Origin of the sequence: Snodgrassella alvi (assembly GCF_002777745.1) — a bacterium.
Lineage (GTDB): Bacteria > Pseudomonadota > Gammaproteobacteria > Burkholderiales > Neisseriaceae > Snodgrassella > Snodgrassella alvi_D.
Genome location: NZ_MEIO01000027.1, coordinates 74644 through 100621, shown reverse-complemented (window position 1 = coordinate 100621; position 25978 = coordinate 74644). Strand labels below are relative to the sequence as shown.

The following is a 25978-nucleotide window of genomic DNA, read 5'->3' as shown; positions in this document are numbered from 1 at the left end:
ATATTTGGGTGGTAATTAGTAGTTTTAAAGCGCTGTGATTTTATAACCCACACCTTGCAGTGGCGTGGGATGGAAAAGTAGTGAAATCTGGTCGGATATTACATTGTTGATATGGAATTATCAGTTCTGCCAGTAAGAAAAAATATTTTCCGTTGTTTATGTATTATCCTGCTTCAATTCGCTACAAATAAGTCTGCAATCCCTATACTCTTTTCAACTAGTAATACTATTATTGGCTAGGCGCAGAAAAAGGCATTTTATGGTTTTGGCGATAAAAAGAATAAATAAACTTATACAGCAACAAAGCAAAAAGAGGAGTATCCATATATAAATAGCTGTAAGCAGTGATTCTGGATTCAAACCAATACCGAATAAAATTAATAAATAGCCACAGCCGTAAAAATATAAGAAAAATACGAGTATCGATAATGTTAATTGAATAGACAATGCTTTAAAAGAAGGTGAATCGTTATTGTCAGAAGGCGCAAAAATGGATTTAATAGTTTTATAGTTGACAATAATTAAATATACAAAAAAGGTAATTAACCCGCATATTCCCAAAAATGCACACGAACCACCCTGTTCACAATTATCAAAGTAATACCAGCCAACAGTACCTAAGATGAGTACAAAATAACTCGTCAGTAAGATTACTAATTCTTTATATAGCTTTTTTGTGCGTAATTTATTAAAAATTTTTTCAAACATTTATTATTCTCTGTAAAATTAAGTATAAACTATTATATTTATGTATGTATCTTAATGTAAAGCTGCATAGATTTTTTCTGCTAATGCCAGACTGATGCCTTCGGTCTGGCTCAGATCATGGACACTGGCGGCAACCACACCCCGTAAGCCGCCAAAACGGGTCAGTAATGCCTGCCGACGTTTACTGCCAATACCCGGAATATCATTTAGTGATGAAGTCACTCTGGCTTTAGCTCGTTTCTGGCGATGGCCGGTAATCGCAAAACGGTGAGATTCATCACGCACAGTTTGCAGTAAATGTAGCGCTGGATTATGGGGTTCTATCCGGATATTACGCTGTTGGTGGGGAATGATTAGCTCTTCCAGACCCGCCTTGCGTTCCGGACCTTTGGCAATGCCAACTATTGGAATATGAATGCCCAGCTCCTGCCATACGTCCAGCGCCATATGCACCTGTCCTTTACCGCCATCAATCAGCACCAGATCCGGCCATGTACCAATGCTTTCATCATTATCAGCCAGACGGCCATAACGACGGGTTAATACCTCACGCATGGCAGCATAATCATCTCCGGCTTTGGCAGTAGTAATATTGTAGCGGCGGTATTTAGCTGGCTGCATAGCTTCGTCTTCATATACCACGCAAGAAGCAATGGTGGCTTCACCCTGAGTGTGGCTGATATCAAAACACTCAATACGGTTCAGACTTTCAGCATCCATATCCAGCAATTGTGCCAGAGCTTCAATACGGTGTTGCTGACTGTGCTGTTGCAAACGATATTGTTCAAGAGCCATCTTTGCATTGCGTTCTGCCATCTGTAACCACACTCTCCGTTCCCCGACAGTATTATGCACAAACTGTATCTGCCGGCTATTTTCAGCATTCAGAGCATCACGCAGAGTTTTGGGTAACTGAAAATTGCTGATAATAATGTCTGGTTTGCTTTTACCCAGATAATGTTGGGCAACAAACGCTTCTCCATAATGATTGAGTTTTTCAGTAACACGATAACGCGTATCTGGAAAAAAATTTTTATCACCAACATGGCGGCCGCCACGAATGCTTACCCAGTGAATACACACAATATCGTTTTCTTCAGTTAAGGCCAGAATATCAATATCACTGTGGCGTGCATGTTTACTGTCTATAAACTGCTGCGATTGCATCAGCCCTAAAGCCTGAATCTGGTCGCGAATCTGCGCAGCGGTTTCAAAATCCAGTTGTTCTGCTGCCTGCTGCATTTTTGCATGTAAGGAGGCAGTTAATTCACTGGTTTTACCTTGTATAAAGCTTACAGCGGCTTTGACATTGCTCTGATAATCTTCAATACTGATATGACCAACACAAGGGCCGGAGCAGCGCTTAATCTGGTACAGTAGACAGGCGCGATCGCGATGTTCAAATACACTGTCTTCACAAGTACGCAGTCTGAATACTTTCTGTAGCGTTTGAATACTGTTGCGTACCGCATAGCCATTGGGATAAGGACCAAAATACTGATTGGGTTTTTTCAAGGTGCCACGGTAATAGGCCATTTGCGGAAAACGGTGGCCACTAAGCATCAGATAAGGATAACTTTTATCATCCCGAAACAGAATATTGTATTTTGGTGATAGCGCCTTAATAAAATTGTTTTCCAGTATTAGCGCTTCAGTTTCCGAATGAGTTGCCGTAATTTCAATGCGCGCCACCTGTTTAACCATCAGTTGAATTCTGGGCGACAAATCGGTTTTTTGAAAATAGCTGCTAACCCGGCGTTTTAAATTCACCGCCTTGCCTACATATAATACCTTGTCATTGGCATCCAGCATGCGATATACACCCGGCACTAGAGGCAGATTCTTGAGAAACAGAGCTAAATCAAATTTGTTATTGTCTGTGGGGCTGGATGAAGGAATGGCAGTATCGTTCATGGTGGTGATTTATCAGGTTAACAACTGTACAGCCACAAAAAAATCCATAAGCTGCATACACAACTTATGGATAATGAGCGAAATAGTCAAGAGGAAAAATTAGTTACAATTAATGCGTACATCTTCATCATAACGTTGAATCAGTGCATCACGATTATTAGTACGCAGACTATCAGCCATATTGCGGTTTAGTTTTGCTGTTTTACAAGCAGCTTCGCGGTTTTTCTTGTTTTGTTCTGCAATTTTCTTATTCTCTTCTTCTCTCAATTTATTCTGCTCTTCAATCTTGCGATTAAGCTGAGCCTGTTGTTCGCTCAGTGAGTCAGAACTGGCCTGAGCATCGGGCTGGGGAGTAGCCAGCGGAGTAGAAGCCTGAGTGCGTATGTTGAATCGATTGGCTTTAGCCGGAGTAAGTTGAACAGGGGCATCTGAGTATTCATTTATGCCTTTCTTGTCACGCCATGTGTAGACTTCCGCAGCACCTGCTATTATTGTGCTGCTCATCAATACCATTGCCAGTGACATTTTCAGTATTTTGTGACGCATATTTACTTTTCCTTCGCGTTTGAAAATATATGTTTTGACTATTATACGATAAAAAAAACTTCTGTTTGCCAATTGACAGGATTGTGTAAAAGTATATTTTGCCAGTGTGTCGTAAATTTGTTAAAATTGCTCGCCAATTCCTCCACCTAATTTCTCCTCGTTCTCGAAAAAGAAGCTCTAAAATGCGTATAGTCGAAAAAGCTTACACTTTTGACGACGTGCTACTTGTACCTGCTCACTCTGAAGTACTGCCGCGCGACGTTATACTGAAAACCCCGCTTACCCGTCATATTTATTTGAATTTACCGCTGGTTTCTGCCGCGATGGATACCGTTACCGAAGCCAGACTGGCTATTTCCATGGCACAGGAAGGGGGTATTGGTATTATTCATAAAAACATGAGTATTGAGCGGCAGGCACGTGCTGTTGCCAATGTCAAACGCTATGAAAGTGGCGTAGTCAAAGATCCGGTAACCATTACACCAGATACCCTGATTGGTGATCTGATTGGCCCTGGGCGCAAATATAAAGTGTCCAGTTTGCCGGTGCTCGAAAATGACAGAGTAGTTGGATTGGTTACCAACCGTGATTTACGTTTTGAGCGCAATCTGCAACAAAAAGTAGCCAGTATCATGACGCCACGTGAGCGTCTTGTAACAGTAAGTGAAACCACCAGCATTGATGATGCACGAGAATTAATGCATACACATAAAATTGAACGGGTACTGGTGGTTAATGCCGAATGGGAACTGAAAGGTTTGATTACCGTCAAGGATATTCTGAAAAATACCGCATTTCCCAATGCCAATAAAGACAGCGAAGGCCGGTTGCGCGTTGGTGCTGCCGTAGGTGTGGGACAGGACACAGATGAGCGCGTAGCTGCTCTGGTACAGGCAGGTGTAGATGTACTGGTAGTGGATACAGCGCATGGACACAGTCAAGGTGTGATCGAGCGTGTTCGCTGGGTAAAACAGCATTACCCGGATGTAGACGTGATTGGCGGTAATATTGCTACAGCCGCTGCTGCACGTGATCTGGTGGCTGCGGGGGCTGATGCAGTTAAAGTAGGTATTGGTCCGGGTTCCATCTGCACAACGCGTATTGTCGCTGGGGTAGGAGTGCCGCAATTAACAGCAATTCATAATGTTGCTACTGCATTGGCAGGCAGCGGCGTGCCACTGATTGCTGATGGCGGTATCCGCTTTTCTGGTGATCTGGCCAAAGCACTGGCCGCTGGTGCTTCAGCAGTGATGCTTGGTGGCATGTTTGCCGGAACAGAAGAAGCACCGGGTGAAATCGAGCTGTATCAGGGACGTTCCTATAAATCCTATCGCGGCATGGGTTCAATGGGTGCCATGAGTCAGGGCTCATCAGACCGTTATTTTCAGGACAATGTGGCCAGCGCTGATAAATATGTACCAGAAGGCATTGAAGGACGCGTACCCTACAAGGGGCCGATTAACCAGATTATTCACCAGCTGGTGGGCGGGTTGCGCTCCAGCATGGGTTATCTTGGCTGCAAAACCATTCAGGATATGCACAGCAAGGCTGAATTCGTGGAAATTACCGCTGCCGGCATGAGCGAATCTCATGTACACGATGTGCAGATTACCAAAGAAGCGCCGAATTACCATGTTCGCTAAAATATTAGCGTAAAATCAGGTATTAATATAAAAGGGTAGCCGGCAGGCTACCCAGTGGAATAATGAAAAATTTCTTTTTTATTATTCAGACCTGCATTGCCAAAACAGAAAGGATTAGCTAAAATACATTGCTTTCATGGCAGCGTCAGATAATACATATACCTGCCATCATCAAGCACGTAGCTCACGCCATTTTGCGTGAGGTGGCGTGTTTTTTTTTGCCTGTAACTGGTAACAGAAAGCACAATTATTTATCCATAACTAAACAGACTGGTGTCACGGCAATAGTCTACTAAAATCTACAGGAATCAATCATGACTACAAACGCAATTCTGGTGTTGGCTGACGGTTCCGTATTTCATGGTGTCAGCATTGGTGCGGCCGGGCAGGCAGTTGGTGAAGTAGTCTTCAACACCAGCATGACTGGCTATCAGGAAATTCTTACCGACCCATCTTATACCCAGCAGATGGTTACCCTCACTTATCCGCATATCGGCAATACCGGCATAAACAGAGAAGATACCGAAAGTAAGCAGATTTATGCTGCTGGCTTGATTATCCGGGATTTGCCTTTATTGCACAGCAATTTCCGCGCAGAAGAAAGTCTGGCTCAATACTTGCAGCGTCATCATACCGTAGCAATTGCCGACATAGATACACGCCGTCTTACCCGCTTACTGCGAGATAAAGGAGCACAAGCCGGTTGTATTCTAACCGGTGCAGATGCCAGCGAGAAGCAGGCACTGACACTGGCAAAAGCTTTTGGCAGCATGGCAGGTAAGGATCTGGCACAGAAAGTAAGTTGTACAGAAAAATATGAATTTACACAGGGTGAATGGCAACTGGGGCAGGGCTATGTTGAACCTCCGGCAGCACAATATCATGTAGTAGCCTATGATTTCGGAGTAAAAACCAATATCCTGCGCATGCTCAGCGAGCGTGGCTGCCGTTTGACTGTTGTTCCCGCTACCACGCCTGCTACAGAAGTATTGGCAATGAATCCGGATGGCGTATTCCTGTCCAACGGCCCTGGCGACCCAGAGCCTTGTGATTATGCCATCGCTGCCGTACAGGAAATTCTGGCACATAAACTGCCACTGTTTGGTATCTGTCTGGGTCACCAATTGCTTGGTCTGGCGTTAGGTGCACAAACCCGTAAAATGCCTTTTGGTCATCATGGTGCCAACCATCCGGTACAGGACATCGATACTGGCAGAGTAGTGATTACCAGTCAGAATCATGGCTTTGAAGTAGATGCAGATACCTTACCGCAAAATGTGCGTATTACCCATAAATCACTGTTTGACGGTTCATTACAAGGCATCAGCCTGACCACACAACCGGCCTTTTCATTTCAGGGACACCCTGAAGCCAGCCCGGGCCCGCATGATGTATCCTATCTGTTTGACCGGTTTATCGAACATATGCAGGCAGCACGCAAAGACTAAATGGACACCTTTCACCAACCAAGCCATTGAGAAGAGCAAAAATGTAAAGGAAACACCATGTTTGGTATTACAGATCTGGGAACCTATATCATTGGTGCCATCGCCATCGTTTTATTGCCCGGACCCAATTCCATGTACTGTCTGACAATGGCGGGAAAATATGGTGCCAGAGCAGCTTATTGTGCCGTAGCCGGCATATTTTTAGGTGACAGCATATTGATGTTACTCTCATCTACTGGAGTAACATCAATTATTAAAACCATTCCTGTATTATTTTTAATGCTGAAACTGGCTGGAGGAGCATATTTATGTTATCTGGGCTGGCAGTTATTCCGTTCAGCAGTCAGACAATGGAACAGGCATCAACAGGCAGCCGAAGCTTTCAGACATTCACTGTCTGCAACTGATACAGCTAATAAACCACCTCCAGCACACTACTTGTTTAAACGAGCCCTGCTATTAAGCCTGTTAAATCCCAAAGCCATACTGTTTTTTCTGGCTTTCTTTGTCCAGTTTGTTGACCCGCATTACATATATCCAGCATTCAGCTTTCTGTTGCTGGCTATTATTTTGCAAATTTGCAGTCTAACTTATCTCAGTGTACTAATATTCAGTGGTATATCGCTGGTAAAGTGGTTTCGTCATTATCAGCGGCTGGCTGCCAGTGCGGTGGCCACAGTCGGACTGATGTTTATAGCGTTTGCGCTGAAATTATGGACAGCAACTATCAACTGAGTATCTAAATAGCAGTAAAGAACCACGGCCAAGCCGCTAAACTAAACAGACAATCATTAAAAAGGTATCAATATGCCTAAGCGCACAGACTTAAAATCCATTCTTATTCTTGGTGCAGGCCCTATCGTGATTGGTCAGGCATGTGAATTTGACTATTCCGGTGCTCAGGCATGCAAAGCATTGCGTGAAGAGGGCTACAAAGTCATTCTGGTTAACTCCAATCCGGCCACCATCATGACCGACCCGGATATGGCTGATGTGACCTATATTGAGCCGATTATGTGGCAAACGGTAGCGAAAATTATAGAAAAAGAACGTCCGGATGCAATTTTACCAACCATGGGTGGGCAAACAGCACTCAACTGCGCTCTGGATTTGGCTCATAACGGAATCCTCAAAAAATATCAGGTTGAGCTCATAGGAGCATCGGAAGATGCCATAGATAAAGCAGAAGACCGTGGCCGCTTTAAAGAAGCCATGAACAAAATCGGCTTGCTTACACCCAAATCCTTTATCTGTCACAGCATGGATCAGGCACTGGAGGCACAGACACAGGTAGGCTTTCCGGCACTGATTCGCCCCTCTTTTACCATGGGCGGCAGTGGTGGTGGCATTGCCTACAATAAAGATGAATTCATCACCATCTGTGAACGCGGTTTCGATGCTTCGCCTACCCATGAACTACTGGTAGAACAGTCAGTACTGGGCTGGAAAGAATATGAAATGGAAGTAGTGCGTGACCGCGCCGACAACTGCATCATCATCTGCTCAATTGAAAACTTCGATCCGTGCGGCGTACATACAGGTGACTCCATTACCGTAGCACCGGCACAGACACTCACCGATAAAGAATACCAGCTAATGCGCGATGCATCGCTGGCTGTATTACGCGAAATCGGCGTCGATACCGGTGGATCCAATGTACAGTTTGCAATCAATCCGCAAAACGGTGAAATGATCGTCATTGAAATGAATCCGCGTGTCAGCCGCTCTTCTGCACTGGCTTCCAAGGCCACCGGATTTCCGATTGCCAAAATTGCCGCCAAACTGGCGGTAGGCTATACCCTTAACGAATTGCAGAACGACATTACCGGTGGCCGTACACCGGCTTCCTTCGAACCATCAATAGATTATGTCGTCACCAAAGTACCGCGGTTTGCCTTCGAGAAATTTCCCTCCGCGGATGACCGCCTTACTACACAAATGAAGTCAGTTGGTGAAGTTATGGCCATCGGACGCACATTTCAGGAATCTATCCATAAAGCACTGCGCGGGCTGGAAATAGGATTAAGTGGCTTTGATAGCCGCAGCAGCAATCGTGCAGCTATTCAGCGCGAACTGGCCAACCCCGGGCCAGAGCGCATCCTGTATGTGGCCGATGCCTTTCGTGCCGGATTCACACTCACCGAAATCCAGCAAATCTGTGCCATTGACCCATGGTTTCTGGCACAGATTGCCGATCTGGTGGCAGAAGAACAGCAGCTCATCAGTCGCAAACTGAATGAAATAGACTATACCTACATGCGCAGACTGAAACGTAAAGGCTTTGCCGATAAACGGCTGGCACAGCTACTGCGCAGTGATGAAACCAGCGTGCGCCAGCATCGCCATACCCTCAGGCTGCATCCGGTATACAAACGAGTCGATACCTGTGCGGCCGAATTTGCCACCAACACTGCCTATCTTTACTCCACTTATGAAGAAGAGTGTGAGGCAGAACCCAGCCAGCGCAAAAAAATCATGATTCTTGGCAGTGGACCCAATCGTATCGGGCAGGGAATCGAATTTGATTATTGCTGTGTACATGCCGCTTTAGCCTTACGCGAATCCGGTTTCGAAACCATCATGGTTAACTGCAATCCAGAAACCGTATCCACAGACTACGATACTTCCGACCGCCTCTATTTCGAACCACTCACACTAGAAGATGTACTTGAAATCTGCCATACCGAAAAACCAGACGGACTGATTGTGCATTATGGTGGCCAGACACCATTAAAACTGGCAAATGAACTGGTAGCCAATGGAATAAAAATCATCGGTACATCAGCCGATGCTATCGATGCAGCAGAAGACCGCGAACGTTTCCAGCAGATTCTGCATAAATTAGGCCTGCGCCAGCCAGAAAACCGCACAGCACGTACCGAGACCGAAGCCCTGCAACTGGCTGAAGAAGTAGGCTATCCACTCGTAGTACGTCCATCTTACGTACTGGGTGGCCGTGCCATGCAGGTAGTGCATTCCGCTGCCGAATTACAAACCTATATGCGCGAAGCCGTACAAGTATCCAACGACAGCCCCGTATTACTGGATTATTTCCTCAGCCACGCCATCGAAGTAGATGTAGATTGTGTATGTGACGGTCAGCAGGTGGTCATTGGCGGTATCATGCAGCACGTAGAACAGGCTGGCGTACATAGCGGCGATTCCGCCTGCTCAATACCACCTTATTCACTCACAACAGCTATTCAAAACGAAATTCGCCGCCAAACAGCGGCTATGGCCAGAGAATTACAAGTCGTTGGTCTGATGAACGTACAGTTTGCCGTACAGGACGACATAGTCTATGTACTCGAAGTCAATCCACGCGCTTCACGTACCGTTCCATTTGTTTCCAAGGCTACCAGCGTACCACTGGCCAAAATCGGCGCACGAGTAATGGCAGGTATATCACTGCAACAGCAGAACTACACTCAGGAAGTCATTCCCGAATTTTTTGCCGTAAAAGAGGCCGTTTTCCCATTTATCAAATTTCCCGGTGTCGATACCATACTTGGGCCAGAAATGCGTTCAACCGGAGAAGTAATGGGCGTAGGGGAAACCTTTGCCGAAGCCTATCTCAAAGCCCAGCTTGGTGCCGGAGAGCGAATGCCGGCGATTGGCAAAGTCTTTCTGGCTGTACGCGATGAAGACAAACCACAAGTAATACAGGTTGCCACCAACTTCCAGTCACTTGGTTATGGCTTATGTGCCACACGCGGTACAGCCGCATTTCTGGCACAGCACGGCATCAACGTACAAATAGTCAATAAAGTAACCGAAGGCCGTCCCCATATCGTTGATATAATCAAGAATGGCGAAATTGCACTAGTAGTTAACACAGTAAGTAGTGATGTGCAGTCAATTAAAGACAGCCATTCCATCCGTCGCAGTGCCCTGAATATGCGCGTACCACTGTATACCACCATCGCTGGGGCTTTGGCCATGAGCGAAGGCGTAAGCCAGTTGTCTCATACCGATGTATACAGCATTCAGAGCTTGCATCAGCGTATAGAGTCAGTAACAGCTTAAGATTAAATTATTTAGATAGCGTAGGCTACTAACAGCATACATCGCAGTTAGTAGCCTCTTACCAATCAAAACAGCTAAATATACCATCAACCATATTCAAAATTATTTCTAAAATATAAATAATTAAACAAGACAAAGGTAAATCACAAAAAATGATACTGGCAATTGATGTTTACTATATAGAAAATCAGGCAAAAACAGTAGGGATTTTATTTCAACATTGGACTGATACAAAATCAGATATCAATACCATAATTACCGATTATCGAAATAATATTGCACCTTATCAGTCTGGCCAGTTTTATCAGCGAGAATTACCTTGCATAATGTCACTATTAGATAAAATCGACCTATCCACCATCTCAACCATCCTCATAGATGGATATGTACATTTAGCTGAAAATAAAATCGGCTTAGGTGGACATCTTTATCATGCTTTAAATAAAACCATCCCCATCATAGGTATAGCCAAAAAACCATTTGCCGGAAATAGCCAGTATTTAATCGAAATTATTCGTGGTCAAAGTAAACAGCCACTGTATATTACCGCAATCGGCATACCATTAGAAAATGCAGCTGCAAACATCAAACTAATGGCTGGAAAATATCGCATGCCAGATTTACTGAGCTTCTTAGATCAGCAGACAAAACTATTTAAATCCGAAAAGACGAATAAAGAATAAAATCATATACACAATTAAAATTATAAAGCTTCAAATTAAAAAATAGATATTTACCTAAAGCAGGATAAAAATTCAAATACACCCATGCATACAAAAAAGCCTGCAAAAATCATTTGCAGGCTTCGGGTAACTCCGGTAATTAATTACCCCAGTATGCCGTTATCACATTTTGCTGCTGAGACAATCCCACTTGTTCAGGAACCGGCAAAATGTCAGCATTATTAGATCCCATATTAGCCATTGCTGTAATCAAATGTTGCACCTGCTTCGCAGCCAGCACATCATCAGCATTTCCTGAATTGTGCAAGCCTGCACCCCTGTCATCAAATAAATAATCCATCCCATTTAAATGCAGCAGATTACCAGCGTCTACCGAATGATTATCAGCATAACGCGCAAAATTCATACTAAATAAATCACCTGCATCGAGACTATCAGCATGAATCGTATCTGTAAGATTCATAACAGAAAATTTATCAGTTTTTGCAGAGGATTTAAGCTTATCCAGCTCAAGCTCATTTAATGTCAACGTTTTATCCGCAAATTCAAAAACCTGAATCTGATGCACAGCGCCACAAAAGAAATTTTTAACGACTACCGAATCTGTACCATTGTAGCCAGACATCACCAGATCATAACCAGCTTTGCGATAAACAATCTCATCAGATAGAACATCCGTAAATCTGATTGTATTTACATCCTTGTTATTAGAATTGTGTTCCAGAATAGTATCTTGGCCATGTCCTTTGCTGAAAACATAAATGTCATTACCAGTACCACCTTCCAGATAATCATTACCTTTCCCACCTACAAGGATATCATCACCGCTACCACCGTATAAAAGGTCATCACCACCACCGCCTTCCAGATAGTCATTACCCTTACCACCAACTAACTTATCATTACCATCAGCCCCAAACAGCTTATCATTACCCTTACCACCATTCAGATAAGTATCCTCAGAGCCATAAGCATATAACTCATCATCGTCATTAGTTCCGGCTTGAGTAAGCGTACGGATATCCGCAACATCTAATTGGCTTCCATCAGAAAACTTAATAAAATCAATCTGATTAATACCTGATTCACGGAAGAAATTAATCACTTTCAGCGAATCATCAGAACGCTTCGCCACAATATAAAGATCCAGCCCTTTGCGCGAAAAAGTAAAATCCTTTTTTACCCAATTATTAAAGAGCACAGTATTAACATCTTTACCAGTGGGATTGAATTCAAGCAACTGATCGTGGCCAAAATCTTTATCAAACACAAACAAATCCGAACCTTCTCCACCTTCCAGATAATCATCGCCTGTGCCGCCGATAATAGTATCATCATCGTCACCGCCATAGATATAATCATTGCCGGCACCGCCAATTAGCACATCATTGCCCGCGCCGCCATCCAGATTATCATCGCCGTCACCGCCATCGAGAATATCATTACCGCCATGACCTTTCAGCACATCATTACCGCCAAGACCAATTAAAGTATCATCCGATTCATAGCCAATAATAAAATCATTACCTTCTGTCGGCTTTAACAACAACGCCTTGATTTCCTCAACATCTAGCTGTGAACCATCAGCAAATTCCACCACATCAATCTGGTCGCCGCCGTGGCCATCGCCATTAAAGAAATTGACTACCGTAATCTGATCAAAAGTATCCTTGATTTTCAATAACAGATGATTGCCATCGCGGGCAAAAAGCACCTCATCCTGCACAATACCATCCGTAAAACGAATTTTATCAACCTTATTTACCCCGGTATCATGATTGCGGATAATATCCCGCCCAAAGCCACGCGCAAACTCATAAATATCCGAGCCTGCACCACCATCCAGCTCATCATTGCCGATACCTCCAATCAGCAAATCATCTCCGGCACCACCATTCAAAATATCCCGTCCGCCACCAAGCAGATTAGTACCAATCAGAATATCATTACCATCGCCGCCAGACTGCACACTCAGCTTATCTTGTACCGTTTTACCCAGCAGACTGCACCAGTGATCAAATACATCATGTGCTTTTGCATAATCAGCATATTCATTGAAAAGAGTAATCCCATCCGGCCAGAAACCAGTATAGTGATAAGCCAGAAATTCCCCCAGATCCACAAACGCCTTTTCCGGATTGTGCTGGAAAACCTGATTAAAAGTAGCAGCAATCTCCGAAAAATCCAGCGAAACTTCATCATTTTCCAGCTTAAAGGTAAGCTTTTCCATATATGGCTTCAGCCGCGTCTGGAATAATAAACTCTCATACAGACTATTGCGAATCCCGTTATAAGTCTTATCAATCGTATCCAGAAGCTGCTGCCGTTGCTTTGGCGTACCTGCATAAAATAATCTTGAAGTTTCACCAGTAAACGCATTCAGCACATTCAGCTTATCGCTGTAAGTCTTAAACTTCTTCTCCCATTCCGGATCAACAACAGTAAGCTTACTTTCTTCTGATGGCCTGATAGCAGAACCGCCAGAGCTGGCAGAACCAGTATTAACCCATTCTATGCCTAAGGTATAGTCAGCATTTCCATCAAACTGCGGATCAGTTTTAGCCCATTCCATCAGCAGCTTGTCCAGTAACGCCAGCTGCTCCGCGCGCGTTTCAGCCTGCGCATAAGATTGCAACACCGCAGCCAGATTTTTAGACAGCGCCGCTGCATCACGTAAATCGTGTACCCGCCCCGTACCTTTCAAATTGGGCGCCTGCTTCTGCTCCTCAGTTAGTTTTACTTCCTCAGCATACTCACTGAAAACCGGCTTATGCTCGAAATTCACATCACCCATAACCCGGGTTTGCCCGTCAGTGGTTTCATAGCTGCCGATCTGAGCCAGCGTATTGCCATTTTTCAAATTGGTATTGCTGTTTTTATTTTCCAGATTCAACGCTTTTACGCCTACCTGTTCCAGCGTAAACAGCTCATTGCTCTGACAGATACCATCCTGATTCAAATCACGCCACACGCGCAACTGATCAAAGTGCGCATCCTGTGCATCCACCCGGCCATCGCCATTACTGTCAAACTCGCGTAATGCCGCATAGCCATTAGCAGCCTTGCTGCCATCTGCCAGCAACGTACTGTCACCAAACAGCTCCGTACCATCATTAATAATCCCATCGCCATTACGGTCTACTGCCAGCAGCCCGTCGTCAGCTTTTACCCAGCCAGTAGCCGTGCGGATACCATCACCATCATGGTCAAATAGCGCGCCACTTAATTTTCTCGAACCTACGGTTTCAATACCATCACCATCCAGATCCAGTACTATCGGGTCATAAACATAATATTTACCATCGCGGTTTAAATCAGCCCAATCTCTCAGATGCTCACAAATCCAGTTGCCAAAATTAAATGGATCACGAACCAGTCTTTCAGCTCCGATAGCCAGATTACCGAAAGCCCTTGCAAGGTCAAGCGGATTGAGCGAATCTATATTATATAAATTATGCCAGTCAAGTGCCGAACCCGGCCAGTCTTTGGGAGACAGGCAGTCTGGGTCAAAACGGGTAAAACCCTGTGCATCCGATTTTAAAATACCATCTAAAGAAACTGTGCCAGACTGAGCGATATTATTCAGTAAGGCTTGAGCCATATCATTAGAAAAGCGATTATATTTATTGTTATCATATCTCCCCATCCGAGAGCGCAAGATCACATCTGTGGTTGCGCGCAGTGCTTTATCCATCACATTGCCCCAGAAACCGCCGGCCTGTCCGCGACTATTGGTGCCCACTGCTACATTCAACCACAGATTTAACCCATTGGCATCCGGATTGCCGGCTGGAATGGTGCCTTTTAAATAATCATAGGCTTTGGAAAAATCAGCATCTTCGCCATGAGCAAGTCTATTCTCAATATCATCTATGATCGATTGCAATTCGGCTCTTTGATCATCAGTTAAATCATAGGAAGCCTTTTCAGCCATATATGATTCTAAATTAAGATATCCTTGGAAACCTTCGCCTTTAATAAAGCAATTCATACTTACTCCTTTCTAGTCAATGACCTTGCTGTGTTGATGAATATAATCCAGAATACGATTATTATTTTCGATAAAGCCTTGGACAATTTCTGGATGATCTAGTAAGCTTTCATTATGTTTATAGATATCAATCAAGGCATCAGCAAAATACCACTGATTCGGCAATGGCTTATGCTTGCCATGCAGATATCTTGAGGAATACACGGTATACCCTAGACCAAACTCCTTATCCAATACAGAATGAATATCAATCTGGTGAGGGTAGGAGTCACTTGCATCTTTTGCATCAAATGGCCAGAAATCAATGCTGATATCTTGCTGATTTGTATCGGACTGATTAGCAAACGTGGTTAACTTTCCAGCAATACCAACACGATATAGTGTCTGATTGTTTCGTTGTTCTTTTAAAGCATATTGATAGCTTTGTTGTTTAAACCAGTAATTGCCATATTCCAGTTCAGTTTTGTTTGGCTTAGGAAACAACGGCCGTATACCTATACCGGAAATTGGCTTGGAAAAATCAGGACATTGATGCAACGCTGCTTCATCATTAGGAAAGTTGGAAAAAGTAGGTAGCTGATACATAATGCTAACTGCTTTCTCTTCAACTATTCCATCAACAACTTTATTTTTCAAGTTAGGCCCAAAAAAGCAGCGTGGCAGAGTAATCGCCAGTTTTTTGCTTGAAACCTTGGAAGGAATCAAAACCGTAATTTCAGTGGTATCTGTCATAGCTAATTTATCCTGTAATTGCTTGTTTTTTTCTTCTTCACTGCGCCCATCAATACAGCCAGCTAAGCACAGAATCAAAATACACAGCCAACGTTTCATATTTCAACCTTTATTAAGTTGATTTTAAAAGCATCAGAACTTAGTTACTCTTTATTTTATAACTTTAACTAACTAAAGTTAACTATAATATACCAATAAATCCTAATAATATCAAGTTTATTATTGATTTGTTTGTATAAATAAATCAATAAATTATAGAGATAAAAACTTATTGTTAGCTATTTCGATATGATGGTTATTTTCTAGATAAACGTGCCCAAAATTTATAATATTATTTTAATTATGTATGCCTTTTGGCAGTAGTATCTTAGGATAATTGAGAATAGTTTAGTATTTAATTGTAGATTCAAGTATCTGTTGAAAATTTTTACGATTCTTATCCATTATGATTAATAAGAGTCTAAAGCTTAATATATCTGTGTTTGGACTTATTACAAAACCTTGATTAACAACTCTATCTAGGTATTTTACTGGGTAGCTTTCTCTCTATTATCTGGCCTTGAAACTTATACTTGTTGATAAACTCTTAAGTAATATGAAAAAGCATAAGTGCTGATTGGGTTTAAGATCCTACCAGTATTTTATTTTACTACCATTACCCAGTATATAAGGGTAATGGTAGTAAATGATTCATAAGGATCCTATCCATGATCTTAATGATTCAGTATTTTCTACTTCATATGGTAATTTAATGTTGCGACGTCGAATTTCTTGTTCTAAGAGTATGCTACGTTCTAATTCATTATTCGTGCTTGTAAGACGTAATGTAAATGATTCTAATTGTTGCGTATTTAAATTAAATTCAAGTTCTGCAAGTTTTTTTAAATAAATATCCAACTCTGTATTTACAGCTTTAAAATAATCTAATTCTTTTGAATATTTATCTTTAAATGTGTCTAAAAATGACCAGATTTTTTGAGCTTTATCACTGTGCTCAAGGTAATAACTAAATGCTAATGTTAGAATACCAGTAACTAGGGCACTACAAAATGCAGATAATTCAGTTCCAAATGGAAATGCAAATAATTGTGTGCACGTGGTATATATCATAGTGCCGCAAATAACAGAGATTCCAGAACTAATAATTATGCTGGCTTCTTTAATTAATTGACCCGTAGGTAATGAATTTGGATTAAAAAAGATAAGTTTAATTACTTGAACAATATGCCCCCACATTTCACGAATCATTTTTCCAACTATTTTCCCTGTAGTGAAAAAAATATTGGTGATTGTCGTTGTGACACTAGATAATGCGCCACTAATTGCTCCATCTTTGAAAGAATAAATAAAATCTTTAAATTTGATTTTTATACGCTCCCATATGGCTTTAAAGACATTGCTAATATCATTCAGGAAATTATTGATGGAAAAGTTAATTTTATTATTATGATAAATAGCAGGAAACTGATCTCGTAGTTCAAACCATGCTTCGGCAAGAATAAGTCCTAACATTTGCCTTGTTCCCATTTTGGCACCAGAAATTAATGATTGCTTAGCAACTTTTTTGGCAAATTTGCTACTAGTATAATAAGCTGTATTAATTGTTCTTTCATATCTTGCTCGTGCTTTTTTGTCTATTTCAAGCATTTTATCATGGTCTGCTTTTTCTTTATTTTTTAAGTTTTTTAAGTTTTTTAGTTTTTTTCTTCTTGGTGGGTTAACGATGGTTTATTTTCTAATATTGCTATTTCTTGTTTGATTTGAGACATTTCATTTTTCAGTTGGTTCACATAGTCAGACATATCCTTAGCTTGTTTAGATTTATTTAGTGTTTGATTGGTAGCATATAAATTACTACTGTGATTGGCTAGATCTGGGCCTGATAGCTCTGCTAAAACACGACCTTGATCGTTATGTATTTTTTTGCTGAAATTGCATGATCTAAATTTATTTTATCATTAGGTGCAAAGACCTGACCTGTATACGCGTCTATTAATTTATTTGATTGATGATCGATTTTTGCTTGTTTATTTGTCTGAATATAATTATTGTGTTTATGATATTCATGTGAATTATATTGTGCTTGTTGCTCAAATTTTTTTCTTTCTTCTTCTGTTGCATAAATGCCTTGGCGCACGTTATGAATAGTATCAACGTCCCCACCTTTTTTATCTTCAAATAATAAAAAATCTAATCCGAATGTAGTTACCAATGATTGAATAATTGTATTGTGTAACTCTTTACTCCAGTCCATTTCCTGTTTAATCATTGTTTAAAATTCCTCGTTAGTAAATTATCTTAAAGATAAAAGCCGAGTAAACTCGGCGATCGGTTATCATTTTTTTAAAGTAAAGTCGTAATATTCTTCTTCTCCAGTACTTAATATATTATCTAATTCTTTTGTATTGAGAACGTTGAATCCATCACTATCTGTTTCGATTTCTACAACGCCGTCTGTGGATACATCCTTTGGTTGGAAAAGAGGAGTGGTAATAATGTTGGTCATGATTGCTGCCAATAAATAGCCATTATTAATAATTCTCAGACTTTGTTGTGATATGTCGTCGGCTGCTCTTCCTCCACCAAGAACCACTATTTTTTCGTGCATCCGTTTTAATGCATATAAATATGTAGTAAAAGTGTTATTAATTTTTTCTAGTAAATAATAAATCTTATCTACATAGTTATTTATATTAGCTAAGTGTTCTTCACCTAAATCCATTTTTTTTATTGCATCGTCAATTTCATTTCTCACTTTTGTTGCATTTTCCAATGCTTTTTCTGCATAGTTTGCATATGACCAACCTGCAATAACCAAAACAGGAGCAATTGCGGCAGCACCTAAGAACATTGCACCACCAGTCATTCCCCAGCCTCCGGCAGCAAGTGAACCACCACCAATGGCAGCCATTGTTGCATTGTAAGCCGCCGCACCAGATAAAGCGGCAATTGGTGTTCCTGTTGATGTGGCTGCAAAAGCCATGACACCACTGTATACAGCAAAACTAGCAGCTGCTCCTGATACTCCTGAAGCGATGACTGTACTTAAGAATTCTATTGTTGAGACAGTGTATTCTTCAACTTTATTTATATTATGTTTGGGAATTGACAATTCAAGATTTCTATTGCCATCTCGTTTCAATTGTTTTAGTAATTCGTTAGAAAGTTTTTTAAATTTTAGAAATAATTTGCCAATATCAAGTTCTAGTTGACCTAATCGTTCTAATTTTTTTCTGAAATTTTACTTAAGGCATCTATTTCTTTTTTTCGTGCATCAAATTTGTTTTTAGCTTTTTCTAATATTTCGTCAGCTTCTGATTTAGTCTGATACCCATCATATGCTTTTTTTCCACCAACAGCAGCTGCGGCTGCCACTGCACCTGCAATAATTAAAGGTATTGCCATTCTCATTCCTTCATTAAGGTTGCGTTAATTAAAAATGATCATCGCCAGAATATTAGTCAGTCTTCACCTCTGTAAATTGATTAATTGGTTAATTGATTAATCCAGTTATTTATGTTTTCTGTGTTGATGTAATTGTCGTAAACCTTTGGTTAATAGTAGTAAAGTAATTATAAACAGTTTCTGAATATTTAAAACAATATTTTTTATCTTCTAGTTTTTTTAATGATAAAAATCATGAATAGTTTGTTATAGTAGGATGTATAAAGATTATATCTATTTGATTGTTTTAAATTATTATTTGTTGGATTCTTTTTGATCTTTTATCAATGTAATAATCAGTAAGTGTTTTAAGTGTTTTATTTATGCTAACTATCTGAAAATATATCATCAATACACTAATTAAATTTTATTTAGAGGATATATAAGGTGTTCCTGTGTAGTTTTTCAATGTAAGGAACAGTCTACATTGTACATAATCAACTACATAAAAAACTTGAATATAAAATGAACCGGTTTGAATCAGGCTGATGCTATTATCGGCAAAATATAGATGATATGTTTAATGTAATTAAGTATGGTTAAGGATAATTTATGGTTATGAGAAAAGAAATTCTGGATTGGTGCGCGCAGCAGCTTGCTGTAGCTCAGTTTCGTGATTTTAGTCCGAATGGGTTGCAAGTGGAGGGCAGGGATGAGGTTAATAGTATTGTCTGCGCGGTAACGGCAAGTCAGGCTGCTATTGATTTTGCTGTAGCGCAGCAAGCTGATATGTTGCTGGTACATCATGGTATGTTCTGGAAAAATGAAGCAGCAGCGATTACAGGCTGGAAAAAACGCCGTATCCAGACATTATTGGCTAATGATGTTAATCTTGTCGGCTATCATCTGCCACTGGATGCGCATCAGCAATGGGGCAATAATGTGCAGTTGGCATTACGCTTAGGCTGGCAGGTAGACGGTTGTGGTGGTGAGCAGAATCTGGTGCAGTATGGTTCATTGGCACAGCCGCTTACTGCGGCTGAGTTAGCATGGCAACTGGAGCTCAGTCTTGGCCGGGTGCCGGTGCTTTTATGTGCAGACCAGCAGCAGCCTGTGCGTCGGATAGCTTGGTGTACCGGCGGTGGTCAGGGCTTTTTTCAGTATGCTATTGAGGCGGATGTAGATGCGTTTATCACGGGAGAAGTTTCTGAACCTCAATATCATCTGGCTCGGGAATGCGGGGTAGTATTTATTGCTGCGGGGCATCATGCTACGGAGCGGTATGGTATACAGGCACTGGCTTGTGCTTTGGTCGGGGAGTTTGGCATAAGGCAACAGTTTTTTGATGAATCTAATCCGGCTTAAGCCGTAACTGTGGGGATAAGTATAATAATTATTAGAGAAAAATCATTAATAAACATGATTTTAAGCTATTTTTCTGGTAAAATTAGAGTCATTTGTCTATAATTAGATAATCTTTAGACATCACACTGTATTGATATTATACGGTAATCTTGGGAAATTAATTATGATGACATTATATGCGGGCATGACTTGTCCGTTTAGTCAGCGTTGCAGCTTTGTCCTGTATGAAAAAGGTATGGACTTTGAAATCAAGGATGTTGACGTTTACAATAAGCCGGAAGATTTGGCCGTAATGAACCCATATAATCAGGTGCCTGTACTGGTTGAACGTGACCTGATTCTGTATGAATCCAATATTATTAATGAATATATTGATGAGCGTTTTCCTCATCCACAATTGATGCCTGCTGATCCGATTATGCGTGGTCGTGGTCGTTTGGTACTGTATCGGCTGGAAAAAGAGTTGTTCAGTCATGTACTGGTGCTGGAAAATCCTGAATCCAGTAATAAAGATATGAATAAAGCCCGTGAAGCGATTACTCAGGGCTTAACAATGCTGGCACCGGCATTCAGCAAAAATAAATATATTATCGGTGATGATTTTTCTATGATTGATGTGGCTCTGGCTCCGCTCTTATGGCGTCTGGATCACTATGATATTAAGCTGCCGAAATCAGCTGCACCGTTACTGAAATATGCTGAACGTATTTTCCAGCGTGAGGCGTTTATTAACGCTTTGACGCCGGCTGAAAAGGCAATGCGCCGCTAAATTATCTTGATGAGGGGTGAAGACAATGAGCAAGCTAAGTACCAAACCGTATATTCTGCGTGCATTATATGAATGGGCGCTGGACAGTGGTTATACACCGCACATTGTTGCGTGGGTAAATGATAAAACCTGCGTACCCCGGCAGTATGTACGCGATAATGAGATTGTGCTCAATATTGGTGCCGTAGCCGCGCACAATCTGAATATTGATAATGAGTGGGTGAGTTTTGCGGCTCGTTTTAATGGTGTATCTCATGATATCTGGATTCCGGTTGGTCATGTAATCAGTCTTTTTGCCCGTGAAACTGGCGAGGGCATGGGCTTTGAGGTAGAACCGCTTAGCGATGATGATAACGCGGCTATTGCTGAGGTCGATGAGACAGTAGAACCTGAAATCGCAGCAGAGAGCAAAGCGGCAAAGGATAGTGCTCAGTCTGGTGGTAAAAAAGGATTGAAAATTGTTAAATAGCTGATTGTTCTCTGCTTAAACTTTATTTTTGAGGTATTTAGATTGTATTATTGTAAAAAGGGCTGAAATTCGCTGATTTTAGCCCTTTTTTATATCTGATGTTTACAGCTTATTAGGGCTGTTTTTCCATAAAGTGGGTTTGCATTTATACAGATATATATTTTATGCTGGTGTTGGTACATATTAGGCAAGTATTGTGCTACTAAGTTGTTTATTCGGTAATTTTATAATCAAATTTTTATTAAATTTGTACTTCACGCTGAATGATAAGTTGGATTAAAATACTGTTGTTTAATAATTTAATATTACATAAATATTTATTATCTTTGCATTTTCTGGGGTTTGAATATATGAACCAAACTACTGTATCCGCAACAGCCAGTAATGAATTAAGCGTGCAGCTAACGCAAAAAGAACAAAAATTTAAAAGGGTAAAATTATGGTTTAATGTTATTTTTGCTCTGTGTTTTTTGGTATTTGCTCTAGGTCTGGTATGGATGAATGTGATGGCAATTGCCAGTTCATTTATCACAGCTATGATGTTTGGTATGGCCTATCTGGGGGTGATTATGATATTTGAAGAAGATATCAATGAAATAAAAACCAAACTGGAAAAAACAGTATCTGTCTCAATCTGATTTTCCTGTGCCTGAGCATATAGGAAAATTTTTTGTAATTAGTGTATTGAATCTGTTGTAGCTGGCAGATGATAAGCAGATTTGCTATTTGTTCTTGCGTTAGCTTTTTGCTGTGGCCGGCTGTTGTAGGTGTTGTTTGCTGCAATACAAATAAATTAGCATGATGCTACAGCCAATCAGGCACCATAGCATGTCTTCTTGTGTGTCCCATACATCGCCTTGTGTCCCAAGAAAAGTTATTGCCTGTTGATTACTGATTTCAGCCACCAGCCATTCAAACAGTTCATAAATGGCACTAATGGCCATACAGAGACAGCCGCTTAAAAAAACAACCCAACCGCGGCCGCGCACTATCTGTAAGCCCCAGAGTAGTTCACTGGTGATAATGGCAGGCGAGAAACCTTGAAAAAAATGTCCGAGTTTGTCGTAATTATTGCGTGACCAGTCAAATACGCCACGCAAATAATTAAAAACCGGTTCTTCTGCATAAGTGTAGTGCCCGCCAACAAGCAGTATGATTGCATGAGTTAGGACTACCCAGTACATCAATTTACTGAAGTGAAAACGCGAATATGTACATGCAAGTATCACTACGCCCACTACTGCTGGTAAAACTTCCAGAAACCAGGTTGGGTAGTCATGTGGCCGGTAAGCAGACCAAATGAATACCATTATAAAAATCATCAATTGCACAATATGGGTTTTCATGGGATACATTGCCTATAAATGTTCAGTAGATGCGGATAAATAGGAAAGGCTCTGTTGGTTGTGATAGTCTGTATCGATAATAAAGATGATATTCCATTAGTTTTAGTTTAATATCAGCATGTTAATCTGAATAAGTGGTTATGGCAAACAAGATGATATTGCTGGAAAAAGGCTTGTTTGGTTTTTTGCTGTAACAAGATATGTGTGTCTATTTGTGTTGTGGGGATGTATATGCTTATGTAATGTTGGAGTTATGAATAATAATCTGTTTCTTAGAATTTTTTTACGGGATATAAGCTTTTTTCTTAAATCAATATTTTAGGTGTTTGATTATTATTGAAAATAAAAACTATGGGTTGTATAAAATCATTTGATTATATTTATGACCTGAATTTGTGTACTATACTTTCATTACTTAATTCAACCTGTTTCATTTAAGGAGATACTTTATGGTTGCCAATGTTAATACTGAAATCAAGCCATTCAATACCACTGCTTTTCACAATGGTAAATTTGTAGATATCAGCGATGCTGATGTTAAAGGTAAATGGTCTGTATTCTTTTTCTATCCAGCTGACTTCACTTTTGTTTGCCCTACTGAATTAGGTGATCTGGCTGACCATTATGAAGAATTGCAGAAACTGGGTGTAGAGGTGTACTCTGTATCTACAGATACACATTTCACTCATAAAGCATGGCATGATGCTTCAGAAACCATTGCTAAAATTAAATATTTTATGCTGGGCGACCGCAACGCTACTTTGGCTACTAATTTTGGTGTGCTGCGTGAAGGTCAGGGTTCTGCTGATCGCGCTACTTTCCTGGTTGACCCGCAAGGTATTATCCAGAGTGTAGAAGTAACTGCTGAAGGTATTGGCCGTGAAGCTGCTGATCTGGTACGTAAAGTTAAAGCTGCACAATATGTGGCCTCTCACCCGGGTGAAGTTTGTCCAGCTAAATGGAAAGAAGGCGACAAAACTCTGGCTCCTTCTCTTGAGCTGGTTGGCAAAATCTAATAACACTTAAACACACACATCAATCATTCTGCTGTTAAATAGCAGCTATTCAGCCCGAATACCGGCTGCGGTATCCGGGCTTTTTAGTAAAACAAAAATATAGGCTATCAAAAATACAATATCGATTGTTAATTTTAATGTAATGGAGCTGTAAAATGTTAAACGACACCCTGAAAAGCCAATTAAAAGCTTATTTGGAATATGTAACCAAGCCGGTTGAAATCATTGCCACACTAAACGATAGTGCAGGTGCTCGTGACATGCAGGCACTATTACAGGAAGTTGAAGCGCTAAGTGATAAGGTCAACCTGCGTACTGATGGTCAATCTGAGCGTAAACCTTCTTTTGAAATTACCAATCCCGGTACGCATACTGGGCTGGTTTTTGCTGGTAATCCGATGGGACATGAGTTCAGCTCATTGGTACTGGCTTTACTACAGGTGGGCGGTCATCCTTCTAAAGAAGCAGAATCTTTACAGCAACAGATAAAGAATCTGCAAGGTAGCTATCATTTTGAAACCTATTATTCGATTACTTGTCATAATTGTCCTGATGTAATTCAGGCGCTAAATCTGATGAGTATTCTTAATCCCAATATCAGCCATACTGCTATCGATGGGGCATTGTTTCAGGAAGAAATTGAAGCAAAGGAGATTATGGGTGTACCGGCAGTTTTCCTGAATGGTAAACCTTTTGGTCAGGGGCGGATGGAGCTGGCCGAAATTGTGGCCAGGCTGGATAGCAATGCAGCTGATGTGGCTGTTGAGGCACTGAATGCAAAAGAACCTTTTGATGTGCTGGTTGTAGGTGGTGGTCCGGCTGGTGCAGCAGCAGCTGTATATGCGGCGCGTAAAGGGATTCGTACCGGAATTATAGCTGAACGTTTTGGCGGTCAGGTACTGGATACGATGGATATTGAAAATTACGTTTCAGTTTTGCGTACAGATGGCCCGCGTTTTGCTCGCGATCTGGAAAGCCATGTGCGCAGTTATGATGTAGATATTATGAATCTGCAAAAGGTAAGCGCGCTGATTCCAGCTACCAGCACAGGTGGGCTGATTGAGGTACATACTGAAAGTGGCGCTGTGCTTAAATCACGCACTGTGATTCTATCTACCGGCGCGCGCTGGCGTTCCATGAATGTGCCCGGTGAACAGGAATATCGTACTAAAGGGGTTACTTATTGCCCGCATTGTGATGGCCCTTTATTCAAAGGTAAAGATGTGGCTGTGATTGGCGGGGGAAATTCTGGGGTAGAAGCTGCCATTGATCTGGCTGGTGTGGTTAAAAGTGTTACCTTGCTTGAATTTTCCGATAAATTGCGTGCGGATGAGGTATTGCAGCACAAGCTGAACAGCTTGCCTAATGTAAAGGTTATTCGCAATGCTCAAACTACTGAAGTTACTGGTGCTAATGGCAAGGTTAGCGGTCTGAACTATCTGGATAGGTTAACTGATGCCCAGCAGCATCTGGCGCTGGAAGGTATATTTGTGCAGATTGGCCTGTTACCTAATACCGGCTTTTTGGATGGAACAGTTGAGTTAACCGAACCAATGCATGAAATTGTGATTGATGCGTATGGTAAAACCAATGTGCCGGGTGTATTTGCCGCTGGTGACTGTACCAATGTGCCATACAAGCAGATTATTATTGCCGCTGGTGAAGGTGCTAAAGCAGCATTAAGTGCTTTTGATTATCTGATTCGTACCAACGCACCTCAATAATCTTGTTTCAGTAGCGAGCTCCGCAAAGCTTTTGGCTTTGTGGGGCTTTTCACTTCAAGGATTTGTGGCTGCATTGCTTTAACGTTATTGTTGTCTGTATATATCTATTTATCTGCATAGAAGCTAAAGCCAGCTTTCCAGAAAGTAATTTTAGTTAATCATATAAGTAAAAACAGGGCAAAACTGTTTACAGTTTTGCCCTGTCAGGGAGACA

The 25978-nt window shown here is 41.3% G+C and carries 21 protein-coding genes; 11 read left to right on the top strand and 10 right to left on the bottom strand.

Features of this window, described 5'->3' with window-relative positions; genetic code table 11:
• Positions 1-213: 213 nt before the first annotated feature.
• From BHC51_RS03345 to BHC51_RS03335, 3 genes are all read right to left on the bottom strand, one after another.
• Positions 214-708 (bottom strand): hypothetical protein, encoded by a 495-nt coding sequence (locus BHC51_RS03345; protein WP_100153314.1) that lies wholly within the window; start codon positions 706-708, stop codon positions 214-216.
• 51 nt (positions 709-759) lie between these two features.
• Entirely contained in the window at positions 760-2622 is a 1863-nt protein-coding gene (uvrC, locus tag BHC51_RS03340; protein ID WP_100123129.1) for an excinuclease ABC subunit UvrC, read from the bottom strand.
• 99 nt (positions 2623-2721) lie between these two features.
• Positions 2722-3168 carry a DUF4124 domain-containing protein gene (locus BHC51_RS03335; RefSeq protein ID WP_100099715.1) on the bottom strand — a complete coding sequence of 149 codons (447 nt, stop codon included), beginning with the start codon at positions 3166-3168 and terminating at the stop codon, positions 2722-2724.
• Positions 3169-3350: 182 nt separating this feature from the next.
• Here BHC51_RS03335 and guaB point away from each other — a divergent pair, with 182 nt between their 5' ends.
• The 5 genes from guaB to BHC51_RS03310 all read left to right on the top strand — a co-directional run bounded on the left by guaB (position 3351) and on the right by BHC51_RS03310 (position 10968).
• The gene (gene guaB / locus BHC51_RS03330; RefSeq protein WP_100123130.1) at positions 3351-4811 is read left to right on the top strand and encodes an IMP dehydrogenase; all 1461 of its coding nucleotides are present in this window, start codon (positions 3351-3353) and stop codon (positions 4809-4811) included.
• 314 nt (positions 4812-5125) lie between these two features.
• A complete protein-coding gene (carA, locus tag BHC51_RS03325; RefSeq protein ID WP_100099713.1) occupies positions 5126-6259 on the top strand; it encodes a glutamine-hydrolyzing carbamoyl-phosphate synthase small subunit in 1134 nt (377 codons plus the stop codon).
• A gap of 57 nt (positions 6260-6316) precedes the next feature.
• Positions 6317-6994, top strand: a complete 678-nt coding sequence (leuE, locus tag BHC51_RS03320) for a leucine efflux protein LeuE (protein ID WP_100153313.1) — start codon at positions 6317-6319, stop codon at positions 6992-6994.
• Positions 6995-7066: 72 nt separating this feature from the next.
• Positions 7067-10285, top strand: coding sequence for a carbamoyl-phosphate synthase large subunit (gene carB / locus BHC51_RS03315; RefSeq protein ID WP_100153312.1), 3219 nt, complete (start codon positions 7067-7069; stop codon positions 10283-10285).
• Positions 10286-10404: 119 nt separating this feature from the next.
• Positions 10405-10968, top strand: coding sequence for an endonuclease V (locus tag BHC51_RS03310; protein ID WP_306807522.1), 564 nt, complete (start codon positions 10405-10407; stop codon positions 10966-10968).
• A gap of 139 nt (positions 10969-11107) precedes the next feature.
• On the opposite strand, the gene BHC51_RS03305 is transcribed toward BHC51_RS03310, so the two are convergent.
• The 6 genes from BHC51_RS03305 to BHC51_RS12910 form a co-directional block, all read right to left on the bottom strand.
• A complete protein-coding gene (locus BHC51_RS03305) occupies positions 11108-14959 on the bottom strand; it encodes a calcium-binding protein (protein WP_100153310.1) in 3852 nt (1283 codons plus the stop codon).
• A gap of 12 nt (positions 14960-14971) precedes the next feature.
• Complete coding sequence (locus BHC51_RS03300) at positions 14972-15790, bottom strand: hypothetical protein (RefSeq protein ID WP_100153309.1); 819 nt, start codon at positions 15788-15790, stop codon at positions 14972-14974.
• Between the two features lie 591 nt (positions 15791-16381).
• Positions 16382-17338, bottom strand: a complete 957-nt coding sequence (locus BHC51_RS12920; RefSeq protein WP_218966370.1) for a hypothetical protein — start codon at positions 17336-17338, stop codon at positions 16382-16384.
• Positions 17339-17582: 244 nt separating this feature from the next.
• Positions 17583-17960, bottom strand: a complete 378-nt coding sequence (locus BHC51_RS12915; protein WP_218966369.1) for a hypothetical protein — start codon at positions 17958-17960, stop codon at positions 17583-17585.
• Between the two features lie 66 nt (positions 17961-18026).
• Entirely contained in the window at positions 18027-18833 is an 807-nt protein-coding gene (locus BHC51_RS03290) for a hypothetical protein (protein WP_218966368.1), read from the bottom strand.
• 80 nt (positions 18834-18913) lie between these two features.
• Positions 18914-19096 carry a hypothetical protein gene (locus tag BHC51_RS12910; RefSeq protein WP_218964622.1) on the bottom strand — a complete coding sequence of 61 codons (183 nt, stop codon included), beginning with the start codon at positions 19094-19096 and terminating at the stop codon, positions 18914-18916.
• 591 nt (positions 19097-19687) lie between these two features.
• Between BHC51_RS12910 and BHC51_RS03285 the strand changes: the two genes are divergently transcribed.
• The 4 genes from BHC51_RS03285 (at position 19688) to BHC51_RS03270 (ending at position 22316) form a co-directional block, all read left to right on the top strand.
• On the top strand, positions 19688-20440 hold the full coding sequence (locus BHC51_RS03285) for a Nif3-like dinuclear metal center hexameric protein (RefSeq protein WP_100153308.1): 753 nt from the start codon (positions 19688-19690) through the stop codon (positions 20438-20440).
• A gap of 163 nt (positions 20441-20603) precedes the next feature.
• Complete coding sequence (locus BHC51_RS03280; protein ID WP_100099919.1) at positions 20604-21209, top strand: glutathione S-transferase N-terminal domain-containing protein; 606 nt, start codon at positions 20604-20606, stop codon at positions 21207-21209.
• A 25-nt stretch (positions 21210-21234) separates the two neighbouring features.
• Positions 21235-21678, top strand: a complete 444-nt coding sequence (locus BHC51_RS03275) for a ClpXP protease specificity-enhancing factor (RefSeq protein ID WP_100153307.1) — start codon at positions 21235-21237, stop codon at positions 21676-21678.
• Positions 21679-22028: 350 nt separating this feature from the next.
• The gene (locus tag BHC51_RS03270) at positions 22029-22316 is read left to right on the top strand and encodes a hypothetical protein (protein WP_100135592.1); all 288 of its coding nucleotides are present in this window, start codon (positions 22029-22031) and stop codon (positions 22314-22316) included.
• 99 nt (positions 22317-22415) lie between these two features.
• On the opposite strand, the gene BHC51_RS03265 is transcribed toward BHC51_RS03270, so the two are convergent.
• Positions 22416-23024: a DUF2238 domain-containing protein gene (locus tag BHC51_RS03265; protein WP_100153306.1), complete on the bottom strand. Its 609-nt coding sequence runs from the start codon at positions 23022-23024 to the stop codon at positions 22416-22418.
• A gap of 449 nt (positions 23025-23473) precedes the next feature.
• Here BHC51_RS03265 and ahpC point away from each other — a divergent pair, with 449 nt between their 5' ends.
• Positions 23474-24040: an alkyl hydroperoxide reductase subunit C gene (gene ahpC / locus BHC51_RS03260; protein ID WP_100091022.1), complete on the top strand. Its 567-nt coding sequence runs from the start codon at positions 23474-23476 to the stop codon at positions 24038-24040.
• Positions 24041-24195: 155 nt separating this feature from the next.
• A complete protein-coding gene (gene ahpF, locus BHC51_RS03255) occupies positions 24196-25764 on the top strand; it encodes an alkyl hydroperoxide reductase subunit F (protein ID WP_100153305.1) in 1569 nt (522 codons plus the stop codon).
• The last annotated feature ends 214 nt before the right edge of the window (positions 25765-25978 follow it).

Coding starts and splice junctions, on each gene's coding strand:
- BHC51_RS03345 (WP_100153314.1), bottom strand. CDS start 708: ATGTTTGAAAAAATTTTTAATAAATTACGCACAAAAAAGCTATATAAA.
- uvrC (WP_100123129.1), bottom strand. CDS start 2,622: ATGAACGATACTGCCATTCCTTCATCCAGCCCCACAGACAATAACAAA.
- BHC51_RS03335 (WP_100099715.1), bottom strand. CDS start 3,168: ATGCGTCACAAAATACTGAAAATGTCACTGGCAATGGTATTGATGAGC.
- guaB (WP_100123130.1), top strand. CDS start 3,351: ATGCGTATAGTCGAAAAAGCTTACACTTTTGACGACGTGCTACTTGTA.
- carA (WP_100099713.1), top strand. CDS start 5,126: ATGACTACAAACGCAATTCTGGTGTTGGCTGACGGTTCCGTATTTCAT.
- leuE (WP_100153313.1), top strand. CDS start 6,317: ATGTTTGGTATTACAGATCTGGGAACCTATATCATTGGTGCCATCGCC.
- carB (WP_100153312.1), top strand. CDS start 7,067: ATGCCTAAGCGCACAGACTTAAAATCCATTCTTATTCTTGGTGCAGGC.
- BHC51_RS03305 (WP_100153310.1), bottom strand. CDS start 14,959: ATGAATTGCTTTATTAAAGGCGAAGGTTTCCAAGGATATCTTAATTTA.
- BHC51_RS03300 (WP_100153309.1), bottom strand. CDS start 15,790: ATGAAACGTTGGCTGTGTATTTTGATTCTGTGCTTAGCTGGCTGTATT.
- BHC51_RS12920 (WP_218966370.1), bottom strand. CDS start 17,338: ATGCTTGAAATAGACAAAAAAGCACGAGCAAGATATGAAAGAACAATT.
- BHC51_RS12915 (WP_218966369.1), bottom strand. CDS start 17,960: ATGATTAAACAGGAAATGGACTGGAGTAAAGAGTTACACAATACAATT.
- BHC51_RS12910 (WP_218964622.1), bottom strand. CDS start 19,096: ATGGCAATACCTTTAATTATTGCAGGTGCAGTGGCAGCCGCAGCTGCT.
- BHC51_RS03285 (WP_100153308.1), top strand. CDS start 19,688: ATGGTTATGAGAAAAGAAATTCTGGATTGGTGCGCGCAGCAGCTTGCT.
- BHC51_RS03280 (WP_100099919.1), top strand. CDS start 20,604: ATGATGACATTATATGCGGGCATGACTTGTCCGTTTAGTCAGCGTTGC.
- BHC51_RS03275 (WP_100153307.1), top strand. CDS start 21,235: ATGAGCAAGCTAAGTACCAAACCGTATATTCTGCGTGCATTATATGAA.
- BHC51_RS03270 (WP_100135592.1), top strand. CDS start 22,029: ATGAACCAAACTACTGTATCCGCAACAGCCAGTAATGAATTAAGCGTG.
- BHC51_RS03265 (WP_100153306.1), bottom strand. CDS start 23,024: ATGAAAACCCATATTGTGCAATTGATGATTTTTATAATGGTATTCATT.
- ahpC (WP_100091022.1), top strand. CDS start 23,474: ATGGTTGCCAATGTTAATACTGAAATCAAGCCATTCAATACCACTGCT.
- ahpF (WP_100153305.1), top strand. CDS start 24,196: ATGTTAAACGACACCCTGAAAAGCCAATTAAAAGCTTATTTGGAATAT.